Origin of the sequence: Halomonas citrativorans, from assembly GCF_900163645.1 — a bacterium.
Taxonomy (GTDB): domain Bacteria; phylum Pseudomonadota; class Gammaproteobacteria; order Pseudomonadales; family Halomonadaceae; genus Vreelandella; species Vreelandella citrativorans.
This window is the reverse complement of sequence record NZ_FUKM01000048.1, coordinates 1-14,031: the sequence shown is the minus strand read 5'-3', so window position 1 is coordinate 14,031 and position 14,031 is coordinate 1. Positions and strand designations below refer to the sequence as shown.

Genomic DNA, 14,031 nt, shown 5'->3' with positions numbered 1-14,031 from the left:
ACTCGCCAACATTAAAAAGCGGGAGACGCCATTAAAGGGCCTCCCGCTTTTTTTGTGGTGTATTTTAAAATGAATTATTCCAGCAAGAAGTTGGCAATCAGTTCTTTACCCCCTTCGGTGGCAAATGATTCGGGGTGAAACTGAATGCCGTGGATCGGATAGTCGCGGTGCTTGACGCCCATCAGCTCGAACTCCCCAGTGGCTTCCCAGTGCTCTCGCTGTTCAAAGTGGATCGCCTCCAGACTACCCACCGCAGCGGTCACTTCCAGGCACTCGGGTAGCGAGCCTGCATCAGCAATTAGCGAGTGGTAACGCATCACCTCAAGCTGGTCCGGCACGCCTTTAAATACCGACTGCTGATTATGCGTAACCGGACTGATCTTGCCATGCATGGGGAGCGGTGCTTTCACCACTTGGCCGCCAAACACATGAACAATCCCCTGCATCCCGAGGCAGACACCTAACAGCGGTGTTGTCTTCCCCAGCTCTTTGATGACCTCTGCACAGACGCCGAAGTAGCGTGGGTCGTCTGGCGAGCCAGGCCCCGGCGAAATAATAATACGGTCCGGCGCCATTGCCACAATATTGGTAAATTGAACCTGGTCGTTGCGCTTTACCACGATCTCAAAGTCATTCACCGCGCCACGGTTTTTTTCTGTAGTGAGAATCTCGCCAATAAATTGGTACAGGTTATAGGTGAACGAATCGTAGTTATCGATGATTAACACTTTCATGCCAGGCTCTCCGAATCCATAAAGGGGGCTAAGGCTTTACGCGTACCGGCAAATTTACGGCGTATTTCTTCATACTCATCGGCGGCGTTACTATCAAAAACGTTGCCACCACAGGTCTGCACATAGGCCCGCTCGCCGCTGACAAACACGGTACGAATCGGGATCGCAAAAGTGCAGTCACCGTTAAACGAAAACTGGCCAACCGCGCCGCCGTAAGGGCCCCGGCCATCGTTTTCCAGGTCATCGATAATTTTCATGGCTTCAATTTTGGGCGCACCGGTAAGCGTGCCCGCAGGGAAGTTGCTGGCCAAGGCACTAAACATGTCTTCGCCCTCGGCAATAATGCCGACGATTTCGCTGGAAATATGCTGAACATGGCTAAAGCGCTTAATGTCCATCAGGCTGCGCACCTTGACCGTGCCAAACTGGGCAACCCGGCCAATATCATTGCGATGTAGATCAACAATCATATTGTGCTCGGCAATCTCTTTAGGATCGTTAAGCAGGGTACGGGCCAGCTGAGTATCTTCCTGGGGCGTTTGGCCTCGGGTAGTGGTGCCTGCCAGCGGGAAGGTTTCCATTTCACCCTGGCGCAGGCGAAACAGCAGCTCGGGGCTTGCTCCTATCAGCTTCTGATCACCAAACTTCATGTAGTACATCTGGGGTGAAGGGTTAATCGTACGAAGCTGGTCGTACAGAGCGACCGTGTCGCCCTCGATACGAAAGCGCTTTTTAAACCCGACTTCACACTGAAACACCTTGCCGTCGATAATATCCTGCTTGACCTTGGCGACCGCTGCGGCGTGTTCTGCTTGGCTCATGGTGTCGCCAAGCGCGGTAACTTTCAGATCGTCGCTCTCGATATCCTCAGCGTCGATAAGTGTTTGCAGGAAATCAAAGCGGCTATGGTCGTAGTAGAAGTAGGTTACCTCGCCGGTCATCTTATCGTGGATAAGCCCATCTTTATAAAGCCCAAACCGAAACGTATCAAAGTCATCATTGGCTTTTAAGGAAAGCGTAGGCTCAAAGTACTGCATCGCGTCATAGCCTAAATACCCGCTCAGCCCACCAGCATACTTACGCGAAATAATATTTTGCGGGATCAGGCTGCGCAGTAATTCATAAGGATTATCGCTTGGGTAGTGCTCGGCCTTGCCCGCACGGTCCTCGATGGTCAGCGTTTGGCCATTCGCGTAAATGGTATATTCAGGATCAAATCCAATGATTGAATGACGGGCGATGTGGCTGTCTTCACCCAGCGATTCAAGCATGTAACAGGTATCGAACTGCTTCTCTATTTTTTTGAATAGGCCAAAAAAGTCACAGTCTGCGGCAAGTGTGACGTAGTGGGGCTTACGCGACAGAGTAAACGGACGCGGGCCAGCATCTGATTGAGCGTGGATAGTCATGATTCAGCGATCCAGTAATGAGTGAGAAGTGCCTAGCGCGCGCGAGCCGCGAGAAACCGTCGCAATGCCAACTCCCAGCAATTCAGCAATTTTGCGGTGTGGCACGCCATCACGCAGTAAATTAAAAATCTGCAGGCGTTTGCTGATTTCCTGATACTCCGCCGGCGTCAGAAGGCTTTCAAGTGCTTCATTCATGGCCTCAGAGCTATCAATGGCCACAAGGTAATTAATCAATTCAGTTTGGTAAACATCATCGGTAGAACTGGATATAGGCATGAGCGCACCAATATTTGAATGCTGTACTATCGTACTAGTACGATATATTGGTTGGCGAAGAAGTCAAGTCATTCGAGGGGCAAGTCACTCAAAGAGCAAGTCGTTCGATGGAATAGCCCTACGAGCAATTAGGCGCAGCAAGGGGCAGGGCACTGGCGTATCAAGTTATCTAAATAGGAGAGGATGCTAGGGTTTTATTGAACCACTACAGATAGCATATTATCGCTGATGTCAGATACTTTTTTTAGAGTCTCCTTAAGCCAATCTCTTTGTAAGACATTCGCTATGGCATTTGTAAGCAATATCGCAAATAGCCACTGATTTGTTGATTTTAAGAAGTATTCCTGTAGTTTCGTCTGGTCGATTTTAGGGGTGTTCAGCGTTTGCTGTTCGGGTTGGTTGCCTTCATTGAACAGTGCGATATCGTTTCCTCTTTGCACTGCCCTTACCGATACGAAAAGGATTTATTAGAGCGGCATCGCTGTATGGTGGCGCTTACGCTCTGTTTAAGGAATCTCAGGCAAATGCCTCTATTTTTTTCTATTATCACTGGTTTTCCAACCGTCATTTTTACCGTGCTGTTAAGCATTGCCGTTATTTATTGGCTTATTTCGCTATCCGGTATGGTCGATAGCGATGTGCCAGAGGGAGACTTGGGCAGTGATGGCGCCATGGGGGTCGGCGGTTTGCTGGCAACGCTGGGTCTTCAGGGTGTACCACTGCCGTTAGTGATTACGCTCGTCGCTTTAGGCGGCTGGTTATTTAGTTATTTTGGTGAGCTTCTTTTAGGCGCACAACTTAGTCCTGGTTTGTTACTTTGGCTGTTTCATATTGTCTTACTTCTGGCTAGTTTTGCCATAGGCATCTTCGTTACCTCTTTTGTGATTCGCCCTTTACGCCCTCTATTTAAACCTGCCCAGCACCTGTCCGCTGAGAAGCGCTTAACTGGTACGCTGTGTACAGTGCGTTCTGGCAGTGTTGATAGAGCGCGGGGCCGAGCCGATGCCTATATCGAAGGTGACCACCTGATATTACAGATTCGCAGTGATACGCCCTTAGCGCGCGGCGACCGTGCCATTCTAATTCATTATCTCGCCGACGAAGACGCTTACTGGGTAATGCCTGAGAAGGACTTTAAAACCGGCTTAGCCGATTAACTGCTTGGATGTAGGAGAAGAAAATGGACTTATCGTGGGTTATGCCGCTGTTAGTAGGCATTGGCGTTATTGTCGTCGCTATCATGGCGCTCTTATCACTGTTCAAGGCGTTTTACCGCAAGATTGATCAGGGCGAGACGCTGATCGTCAATGATCTCTCGACGACACCTAAGGTGTATTTCACCGGCGCGATGGTACTGCCGGTTATTCACCGTGCGGAGATCATGAAGATTTCCGTCATCACCCTTGAGCTAAACCGTACCGGTAAAGAGGGCTTGATCTGCCGCGATAACTTGCGCGCCGATATCAGCGTGGCGTTTTATCTGCGGGTGAATGCCACTGCTGAGGATGTGCTGCGTGTAGCCAAGTCGGTGGGAGTGAACCGGGCGTCTGACCGCGATGCAGTAAATGAACTGTTCAATGCCAAATTCAGCGAAGCGTTGAAGACCGTCGGTAAGAAGATGGACTTCATGCAGCTGTTTGATGAACGCCAGCAGTTCCGTGATGCCATCGTCGAAACCATTGGTCAGGATCTGAACGGCTATGTGCTGGAAGATGTCGCGATTGACTATCTGGAGCAGACGCCCAAGAGCTCGCTTGATCCGCATAACATTCTGGATTCTGAAGGTATCAAGTGCATCACCGAAATTACGGCGAAGCACAATGTTGAAACCAACCGTTTGGAGCGTGATCAGGAACTCGAAATTCAGCGCAAGAATGTCTCGGCCCGCGAAGCAGCGTTAGAGCTTGAGCGTACCCAGGCCGATGCGGAGGCTCGCCAGCGTCGTGAGATCGAAAGCCTGCGTTCGCGTGAAGAGTCAGAAGCCGAGCAGGTGCTTCATCAGGAGCGTTCCAAGAGTGAAGCGGCGCGTATCAAGACCGACGAAGAGCTGGCGATTGCCGAAGAGAACAAGCAGCGGCAGATTGAAATGGCCTCCAAGGCGCGCGAGCGTGCCGTACAAATCGAGGAGGTGCGGATCCGTCAGGCCAGAGAGCTTGAAGACGTTAACCGCGAGCGCGCGGTAGAAATTGAGCGTATCGGCATGGAAAAAGCGCTGGAAGAAGAGCGCAAGGAAATTGCCGATATCACCAGCCAGCGTATCGCCGTTGAGCGGAATGTGGCTGAAGAAGAAGAGAACATCAACGATGTGCGCAACCGCGCCGAAGCCGAGCGTAAAAAGGTCACCAGCCTGACGGCGGCGCAGGCGGTTGCCGAAGAGAGCAAGCTCAAGGAAGTGCGCGCAGCCGAAGCGGCGTTTGAGCGTTCTAAACTGGAAGCCGAAGAGACCATCATCCGTGCTCAGGCGGAGCTGGATTCTGCTGAGAAGCGCGCTGCGGCCGAAGAGAAGCAGGCACGCGGTCAGCAGGCGTTGCTGGCAGCAGATGGTTTGGCCGAAGCCCAAGTGCTTGAAGCCCGCGCTCACGCCCAGCGTAGCGAAGGCATGGCCTTGGCTGAAGTGAAAACCGCCACCGCTAAAGCCGATGAAGATACGGGTATGGCGGAAGTGCGTGTGCTCGAACAGCGCCTTGAAGCTGAAGCAATGGGCGAAGAGAAACTGGGTACTGCAAAAGCCCAGGCCCGCGAAGCGATGGCCAAGGCCGAAGCGAATGGCTTGGTCGAGAAACTGCGTGCTTACGACAACATGTCTGAAGAGGCGCGCCACTTTGAAGAATTCCGCATGAACCTGGAGGTTCATGAGAAGGAAGTCATGGCGCAAATTGAAGCACAGCGCACGGGCATGCTCGAAAATGGCAAGGTCATGTCGGCGGCTCTGCACAATGCCAAGTTCGAACTGATTGGCGGCGACGGCGATATCTTCGAAAAATTTGCCACCGGCCTTGGCTATGGCAAGACGGTGCAGGGGGTACTCGACAAGTCCCCGGCGCTTCAAGCCACGCTGGCAGGCCTTGCCAGCCGTGCCATGGGGTCGAGCAAGTCCTCGGAATCGGCCTGATAAAAGAGGCGGCTCATCAAGAGCCACCTTGCTTGGCATGATACAGCCGAATATTCCGTAGCCTTCCCAAGACCGCATGTGTCATCACGCTGCGGTCTTTGCTATTTCGCTTGAGCACTTTTTTCAGGATGAACACTATGTCGAAGGACGCTATGTCGAAGGAGCCGTCGTCGGTCGAGAATATTGTTAGAGAAAGCACAGCATTCGAGACCATTCAACGCCGCCTGCGAGCTCAGGGCAGTGAGCTGAATACATCCGTCGGTCAGTTGAACGAAGCACGCGCAGGCGTTTTCGGAAGCAGCAGCATGGCGCTGTTAGGCCGTGCCCGGGTGCGTACTGAAAACAACGCTATCGCTCGCGACATGGTGCGCATTGGCGATCAAATTTTGTTTGGGTTCAATGTGCAGCTGGGGCTGCGTAAAGCCTTGGATGCTAAAGATATTTTTGCGCTTTACTATCTCAAGGACGATGAAGACGGATTAGAGCTGGCAGAAGCGCCTCTCACGGACAGCTTCTTGACCGATGAGCAGTTCACTCGGGACTTCCGGGAACTGCAGCAGTACTACAGTCACGCCACGCTGGTGCGGCTGGTAACGCTAAATAACAAACTGCTGATTGCTTTTCAGATTGGCGAAAAGCTCAGTGATGTGCGGGTTTTTCGGTGGGAGTTGACGGCTCAGGGTGAGGTAAACCGTTATATCGATAATCGCGGTGAGCGCGATTTGGTGTTTCCAGAGCGGTTCGCTTTTGCCTGGCAAGAGGCGGGGCGCGACTTGCAGGAGCAGGGGCGCGCGCCTCACCTGAATATTCTTGATACCGTGTTCGTGGATAATCTGCGCGGTAACATCACATTCAAGATCGAAAATAACACCAGTAGCGGCGAAGGCATCTTTACCGATCCGGTCGATTCTGACTCCCAGTCCCTGGACGATGCCACCTTTGAATATGCCGACCTGGGGGCGGTATTGCTTATCCGCATCCTGCCTTTTAGCGAAAAGCAGTGGCGTTACTATCTTTTTAACCGCGCTGAGCAACACGTTAAGCGTGTCGATGCCATGGCAGGGTCGGTGATTGAGCTGCCGGAAAATCATGGCCTGATTTTTCCATCGGGGTTCTACCTGAATACGGGCGAACTAACCACCTATGAAGTGCCTGAAGAGGATCTACGTTTCAAGCGCATGGTGCGCTCGCCTAATGGTGAAGATGTTCTTTACGTCTTCTATGCACCGCAAACCGGGCAGGTGGTGCTGTACCGCTATAACCTGATTCGCAAACAGGTGGATGCACCGATGGTTGGCCACGGCGCGGCACTGCTTGAAAACGGACACCTGGCGATATTCTATGCCGAAGAAGAGCCAACGCTGGTTCATCCCATCCAGGTCTGGGCCACGCCGTTTATGTCGGAGCGATTCCATGCACAAGACGCGGTGCGTAACGATACACCGCTTGGGCGAATCGGTAATCCGGAACTGGTGCGCGGTATCGCTGAGCTCAACAGCATCGTTCAGTTATCCAGCGAACAGCAGGCGACCGAGCGGCACTTCAACGCCATTATTCGCCGCGTCGACCGAACGCTGAATCAGTTTTACTGGATTGGCGAACCTGACTTTAGCGCTATCCATAAAGCGCTCGAACAACTCAAGCATACCGCTGAGTTGATGCTCGACGAATACGAAAAAGTACAGGCTATCCGCGCTCAGACCGCTCAAGCGCTTGAAGAGGTAGGTAAACAGCAGGCCGACTTACTGCGTGAGCTGAAACCCAGCAGCTGGAAAGCGCCCGATGTCTTCGTGACCTATCTGAAGCGGTTGCGTGATCATCGTGGGCGGTTAATGGCGCTGCGGGAACGTCGTTATCTTGACGAAGAACGCCTGCAAACGCTGGAACAAGCCTTGGATAAGGCTGAAGCATCGCTGACACAGCAGACCTTTACCTTTCTGGCTCAGCCTGAAGCGCTGGATGGTTACCGTGAAACCTTGGCAGAGCTTAAGGCGCAGGTGGGTGAGGCAGAAACCCGCCTGCAGCTGGCAGAATATGTTGCGCGTTATCGTGAGCTGACCGCAGGGCTGGATATGATCCAAGGGCTGCTGTCTTCCATGTCGGGTGGCGATGCCATTGAGCAGACGCGCATTACCGAAAATATTTCGAGTATTTATGCGTCTATCAACCAGCAGCGTTCCGAAGCGGAGATTCGTCTGCGCGAGCAGGGCAGTGCCGAAGCCCAGGCGCAGTTTGCAGCGCAAATCCGTCTGTTCGAGCAAAGTCTTGCCAATGGGGTAGGGGCGTTACGCGAGCCGGACGATTGCGACCAGCTAATGACCCGTATGCTCGACCAACTGCAGGAGCTGGAGAGTCAGTTCGGCGAGTTCGATGAATTCCTGACCACGATTCTTGAGCAGCGTGAAAGCGCCCATGAAAGCATCGAAGGGCGGCGCCAGCAGCTTCAGGATGAACGCCAGCGCCGTGTGTCCACCCTGGCCGATGCCAGCCAGCGCATTCTAGCCAATGTTACGCGCCGCACGGAACGCTTTGAAACGCTGGAAGAGTTGCATAGCTTCTTTGCCGCCGATGCCATGGTGGGCAAAGTGCGCAGCATGGTGGATGAGCTGCGCAATATAGGTGCCAACCTTGAGGCGGATGATATCGCCGGGCGGTTGCGTGCGTCGCAGGATGCAGCGATGCGCAGCGTGCGAGACCGTGCCGATATTTATGAATCCGGTGGCAACGTCATTCGCTTGGGGCCGCGTCATCGTTTTAGTGTTAACCAGCAGAACCTTGATCTGACGCTGGTGCCCCGTGATGAGCGCATTATGCTGCACCTGACGGGTACTCAATATTACGAGCCTCTTGAAGATCCCCGCCTGACGGAGCTGCATGATTACTGGAACATGTCGCTGCCTTCGGAAAGCCGCGCTGTCTATCGCGCTGAGTACCTCGCCTATCTGTTTATGCAGACGCTGTCGACACCTGGGGCCAAGCAGGTCAATGTCGAAGATATTGAAGAATTGCAGCGACAAATCGCCAACTTTGCCTCCCCGCGCTACCGAGAAGGCTATGAGAAAGGCATTCATGATCATGACGCTGCGCTGATCGTGCGTACGCTGTGGCCTGCGCGCCAAAGCGCGGGGCTGCTTGGATTTGGGCCGCTGCCCAGGGCGTTGGCGATGCTCTTTTGGGCGGATCGTCTGCGCGATGAAAACGCTGCGCGCAACCTAAGGGCACGCTGTCTGTCAGCCGGTATTTTGTGTCGGATCATGGATAACGACGATTTGATTCGCGCCTTGATGCAAGAGGTTGAGCCGCAGCTGGAAGCGTTCCTTAAAACGCATCAGCTTGCTTACTCACCGAGCCAATTGGCCAGTGCCAATGAGTATCTAGTGCGCCAGCTGGCAGAGGAGGGCGAGAGTTTTCCGGTTACGCAGTACGCTGCCAGTTTGGTGGAGAGCTTCACCACTACTATGCAGCGTCAAGGGCACTACGCGCATTTTCAAGAAGCATTGGCCGTTGTCATGGGCCAGCCCGGCGCACGTTGGACGATCACATCGCACTGGCTTCAAGCCCATGCCCGGCAAGCCAAACAGGAGGCGTGGCTGCATTACCTGCCCGAAGCCATTGCCATGCTCAACACCGCTGACCGGCTTAAAAGTGTTCCGCACAGCGTTGAGCTAGCCTTTACCGTAGAGGGCCTGCTGGGCCAGCACGAGCAGCTTGGCCAACAGCAGCTGGCATTACAGTTGGATAATTTTCAGGAGCGGTTACGCCACCACCAGCAGGTCGTGATCCGAGACTGGTCAGCGCTTCAGGAGCGGCGCCAGGGTATCCTCCGCGAGCAGCGCGAGCGCTTACGACTCGAAGAGTACACGCCCAAGCCGCTCAACTCCTTCGTGCGCAACAAGCTTATTACCGAAAGCTACCTGCCGATCATTGGCGATAACCTTGCCAAGCAGATGGGCACCGTAGGAGATACTCGGCGTACCGATAACAGCGGTCTGTTGATGATGATTTCTCCGCCCGGCTACGGTAAAACCACCTTGATGGAGTATGTCGCTAATCGTCTGGGGCTGATTTTTATGAAGATCAACTGCCCAAGTCTTGGCCATGATGTTACTTCGCTAGATCCTGAAGCTGCTACGCACTCCACTGCCCATGCTGAGCTCGTTAAACTCAATCTGGCGTTTGAAATGGGTAATAACGTCATGCTCTACCTTGATGATATTCAGCATACGCACCCTGAATTTCTACAGAAATTTATCTCACTATGCGATGGCAGTCGGCGCATTGACGGTATATGGAACGGGCGCACCCAAACCTATGATATGCGCGGCAAACGCTTCTGTATCGCCATGGCGGGTAACCCATATACGGAAAGTGGTGACGTATTCAAGGTGCCCGATATGCTCGCCAACCGCGCCGATGTGTATAACCTTGGTGACGTGCTAAGCGGTATGGAGGAGGTGTTCGCGCTCTCCTATATCGAGAACTCGATGAGCGCCAACACGGTGCTGGCGCCGCTGGCAACGCGGGGGCTGGACGACTTCTATCGGTTTGCCGATGTAGCTGCAGGGCGCGAGGTTCCCAGCACCGATTTTGAACACGATTACAGCGCTGCTGAACGTGAAGAGATCGTAGCCGTGTTGAAGAACATGTTCAAAGTGCGCGAAGTGGTTTTACGCGTCAATCAGCAGTATATCGCCTCCAGTGCCCAGGCTGATGAGTACCGTACCGAGCCGCCTTTCCGGCTTCAAGGCAGTTACCGGAACATGAATCGTCTAGCAGAAAAGATATCGCCTATTCTCAGTAAGAGTGAACTTGAAGCCATCATTGACGACCACTACGTGGGCGAAGCGCAACTGCTTACCCAAGGCGCTGAAGAGAATCTGCTAAAACTCAAAGAGCTGCGCGATACGTTGGATGACGGAGAGCGCCAGCGCTGGGAGAGCATCAAGCGTGAGTTTCAGCGCCGGCAGTTAACGGGCGGAGACGAGGAAACCGGTGCTCTGGTAGTGCGTCAACTGAGTTTGATTGCTGAAGGCATTGGTCAGTGGGGAAAGGCAAGGCCGGAGGAGAGCTAATGTCGCTTAACGTTTTACCTATACGTTTTTCTATTAGATTTAATCAATAAACGTCACCCTCGTAAGGAGCTCTATCATGAGTGGAAAGCCAGCCGCACGTGTTACTGATATGACCTCATGCCCTATACCAGGGCATGGCAAAAACCCATTGGTAAAGGGCTCGCCGGATGTTTTTTATGACAGTTTGTCTGCTGCAAGGCTGGGCGACGAATCCGCGTGTGGCAGCCCAATTACTCAAGCAGTTTCATCCACAGTCTTTGTCAACGGAAAACCCGCCGCGATTTTGGGCAGTGTTGGCTCCCATGGCAATACCGTTATCACCGGCTCAGGAACGGTCATTATTGGTCAATAACCGTCTCTTTAGGTAGAAGTGCTTTTAGCGTTTTCGGTATTGGCCAGTAAACCTCAGAGTCTACAGTGACCGTGAAAAAGCTTGGTTTGGCAGCGAAGTGGTTAGCCGGGTGACGTATTTGTCGACATCACCCCATTTTACGAAGCGGCTATTCGTAGAAATTTAAGCTGTCATCAGTAGCTGCCGGGGAGGGACACCACCGATAGCGGTATGGGGCCGCTCGTTATTGTATTGCCATAGCCACTCAGTCGCGAGTTCCTGGGCATGACTAACCGAGTCGAACGGGTGCAATTCCAACCATTGTAAACGATCCACTAACCACATCTATTCAGGCTTCTCTTAGGCTGGTAATGTCTCTTGCCACTGCCACTGCCACTGCCACTGCCACTGCCACTGCCACTGCCACTGCCACTGCCACTGCCACTGCCACTGCCACTGCCGCCTTCCATACCGGTATGCCGCTGCTGTTCGCCAGTCAGCCGCTGGGCGTGGTCGTAGCTGAACGTCACTTCCCCATGGTCGTTGGTCACGCTCGCCAATTGACCGTTGGCACCCCAGCGGTAGTGTTCGCTGCTGGCCGGGGCGTGTTCGGTGGCCGGTAGATGGCGAGCGGTCAAGCGACCGGCGGTATCATACGCGTAGCGCGTGGCCAGTGGCTGACCATCCGGTCCTGTGCGGTTAGCTTCGATGCGTTCGACCAACTGGCCCGCCTCATCATAGCGGTACTGCTGCTCGCGATTATCCGGACCGGTCTCGCTGGCCAGGCGGTCCATGTCGTCATAGGCAAAGCGGTAGACCGCGCCATTGCCCAGCGTGAGTTCGTTCAGGCGGCCGATGTCATCAAACGCTGTGGTTTGATGGCTGCCGTCAGCCTCGATACGTTGCACCGGGCGGCCATGGTCATCAAAGAAGAACTGCTGGTGGAAGACTTGGGGGCCTTCCAGCTCGACCAGGCGACCTTGCGGGTCATAGTGGTGGTGCCTGTGGGTGCCGTCCGGCAGTTGGGTGGCCAGCCGCTGGCCGCGCTCGCTGCGTGTAATCTGCCAGCGCTGATGCTCGGGGCCTTCTGCGCTGGTCGTATCGCCCATGGCGTCGCGCTCGAGGGTCCAGCGCTGTCCATCCGACGTGACCTGGCCGATCACCTGGCCGTTCTCGTCGCGCTTGAGCAGCGAGCCGTCGGCGCGGGTGTGGGCGGTCCCAAGGCTTCTATGCCACCACGCACGCTGTGGGCTACGAGCATGAAAGAATTGTCATAGTAGGTGCTTAACTATATTTCGACCGCTTTAATGTAAAGACAGGGCATTAGATACCTGCTCTTAAATATTAGATGGCGCAATTTCAGTATTGCTCACATTGATTAAGTTCATAAAACAGCTTACATCATCTAATTCGTTCACCGTATGACTGATCCACGAAATTAAGTGTCGGTTTTCGATGATGGTTTTATCATACGTTTTCAGTTCACTTTTTTTACAGAGAATTGGTCACCCTTCCTCAATTTAATTAAATTATTCTATGGTGCTGAGTTTTTAAATGTATCAATGATTTCTTCAATTTCATCGTTATTTATAAAAAATGGCGCAGCAAGGTCTTTAATAGTATCTTTTTTCTCATTGCTAGAAAGTGAGGCCCAAGTATTGCTTTCTTTCATTAAGGCTATATTTAATTTTATAATTTCCCGCTCTCGAGGACGCGATTTTAAAGTTTCTCTCCATGCTCTCCAGCTATCTGCTTCTTTCTTGTTTTCCTGTCTTTCTAAGATAGCAATAATTTCTTCGACAGTTTGATTAGATATTTTTGCTATCTGAGGGCTAACTGGCACATCTCGGTCGTTCGGCGATTCTGAAAATTTAGCTTCAAGTAAGGCTCGGTGTAAAAATAAGAGTTCAAAATAACTTTCAAATGTCATAATCATCCACCCTTTTTTAATTTAGATTGGGCCCGGCATAGGTCACACTTTTAATTTGTCGGCCAATTCTTAGTGAGCCGTTGTGAATTAACTCATTAGGTTGAGTGCCAGGTAATAACTGTACACCGTCTCTCAGTTGAAAAGACATCATATGTGTTGCGCTTTGGCCTCTCCTACCCATGAAAAGAGCTTGCTGAGCTACTTCAGGAGAGTAATTGCCCTCAGTAGTCATAAATACACGATTCCGGCTGTCTGCTCGTATAACACCTGATGACATAATTGAAGATAGGTTTTCTTCATTGGTATAGTGGAAGTATGTTTGAGATGAATTCCTTTCATTGAGCTCACTAATGTCAGCCGCCGAACGGCGCACATTGGCTATTTGATCCGCATCTTGCGCGCTAGAATTATGCCCAAAGATAACAGCTACAGCGGCTGTAGTCACTGCCATTCCTAATCCTGCAAGCCATTGCGCTGCAGAAGCGCAAGCCGCCATAGTAGGACCAGGTATTGCACATACTTGGCCTACTAAACCTAGCGGGTCCACCGCCCCTGTTGGATTAGCGACATACCCATACAAATTCGTCCCGCCGTTGAGCCCAATCGGATCCTGACTAATGTACCTGCCTTGCTGCGGATCATAATACCGATGACGGTTGTAATAGAGCCCGCTTTCTTCATCGTGCCACTGCCCTTGGAAGCGAATCGGCTGCGCTGTATTGCCGCGCTGATGTTTCACCGCCGCCCAATCATCAGGCTGCGCCTGCCATTTCGTGTCGCCGTTGACGGCAACCAGTTGCATGGGCGTACCCAGCGCATCCGTGACAAAAGCACTGAGGATTTGGCCCTGCTGGGTATCATCAATACGCAGCATGGGCACAAAACTGCCCAGCTCGTAGACGATGGTCGAGCGCTGACTGTCACTTTCTTCCCGCACGATGCGGTCACCGTCCCAGCCGAAGTGGGTAGTGGCAGTAGTGCCGTTGGTGTGGCGGACGGTCTTGTTGATCCGGCGGCCCAGACCATCGTAGCGGTAGGCGGCCTCCGTGGTATGACCGTAGGCGCGGGTGTGGGTGAGGCTTACCAGGCGGTTGGCGCCGTCGTAGCCGAGTGTCAGGCGCTCGCCGTCCGGTTGTTGCCGCTCGATCATATTACCCGCACCGTCGT

At 52.9% G+C, this 14,031-nt stretch carries 10 protein-coding genes and 1 pseudogene; 4 read left to right on the top strand and 7 right to left on the bottom strand.

The window, feature by feature from the left end; all coding sequences use genetic code 11:
- Positions 1-74: 74 nt before the first annotated feature.
- The 3 genes from CZ787_RS11245 to CZ787_RS11235 are packed head-to-tail and all read right to left on the bottom strand — an operon-like array spanning position 75 to position 2,419.
- Positions 75-734 carry an anthranilate synthase component II gene (locus tag CZ787_RS11245; protein WP_087109188.1) on the bottom strand — a complete coding sequence of 220 codons (660 nt, stop codon included), beginning with the start codon at positions 732-734 and terminating at the stop codon, positions 75-77.
- Positions 731-2,143 carry an anthranilate synthase component I family protein gene (locus CZ787_RS11240; RefSeq protein WP_087109187.1) on the bottom strand — a complete coding sequence of 471 codons (1,413 nt, stop codon included), beginning with the start codon at positions 2,141-2,143 and terminating at the stop codon, positions 731-733. Before CZ787_RS11240 ends, CZ787_RS11245 begins: the two co-directional genes overlap by 4 nt.
- Positions 2,144-2,146: 3 nt before the next feature.
- Positions 2,147-2,419 carry a Trp family transcriptional regulator gene (locus tag CZ787_RS11235; RefSeq protein WP_087109185.1) on the bottom strand — a complete coding sequence of 91 codons (273 nt, stop codon included), beginning with the start codon at positions 2,417-2,419 and terminating at the stop codon, positions 2,147-2,149.
- 524 nt (positions 2,420-2,943) lie between these two features.
- On the opposite strand from CZ787_RS11235, the gene CZ787_RS11225 reads away from it, so the two are divergent.
- The 4 genes from CZ787_RS11225 to CZ787_RS11210 all read left to right on the top strand — a co-directional run bounded on the left by CZ787_RS11225 (position 2,944) and on the right by CZ787_RS11210 (position 10,955).
- Positions 2,944-3,576, top strand: a complete 633-nt coding sequence (locus tag CZ787_RS11225) for a hypothetical protein (protein WP_087109180.1) — start codon at positions 2,944-2,946, stop codon at positions 3,574-3,576.
- Between the two features lie 23 nt (positions 3,577-3,599).
- Entirely contained in the window at positions 3,600-5,531 is a 1,932-nt protein-coding gene (locus tag CZ787_RS11220) for a flotillin family protein (RefSeq protein WP_087109178.1), read from the top strand.
- A gap of 137 nt (positions 5,532-5,668) precedes the next feature.
- A complete protein-coding gene (locus CZ787_RS11215) occupies positions 5,669-10,603 on the top strand; it encodes a DNA repair ATPase (RefSeq protein WP_254908614.1) in 4,935 nt (1,644 codons plus the stop codon).
- Between the two features lie 76 nt (positions 10,604-10,679).
- The gene (locus CZ787_RS11210) at positions 10,680-10,955 is read left to right on the top strand and encodes a PAAR domain-containing protein (protein WP_087109174.1); all 276 of its coding nucleotides are present in this window, start codon (positions 10,680-10,682) and stop codon (positions 10,953-10,955) included.
- Between the two features lie 162 nt (positions 10,956-11,117).
- Here CZ787_RS11210 and CZ787_RS11205 read toward each other — a convergent pair.
- From CZ787_RS11205 to CZ787_RS11190, 4 genes and pseudogenes are all read right to left on the bottom strand, one after another.
- Positions 11,118-11,264 (bottom strand): annotated as a pseudogene (locus CZ787_RS11205) (integrase core domain-containing protein); the annotation flags it as partial.
- Between the two features lie 5 nt (positions 11,265-11,269).
- The gene (locus CZ787_RS11200) at positions 11,270-12,097 is read right to left on the bottom strand and encodes an RHS repeat protein (RefSeq protein WP_087109170.1); all 828 of its coding nucleotides are present in this window, start codon (positions 12,095-12,097) and stop codon (positions 11,270-11,272) included.
- A 371-nt stretch (positions 12,098-12,468) separates the two neighbouring features.
- Positions 12,469-12,864 (bottom strand): hypothetical protein, encoded by a 396-nt coding sequence (locus CZ787_RS11195; RefSeq protein ID WP_087109167.1) that lies wholly within the window; start codon positions 12,862-12,864, stop codon positions 12,469-12,471.
- A gap of 16 nt (positions 12,865-12,880) precedes the next feature.
- Positions 12,881-14,031: RHS repeat domain-containing protein (locus CZ787_RS11190; RefSeq protein WP_176372211.1), on the bottom strand; the 1,151-nt coding region annotated here is incomplete at its 5' end.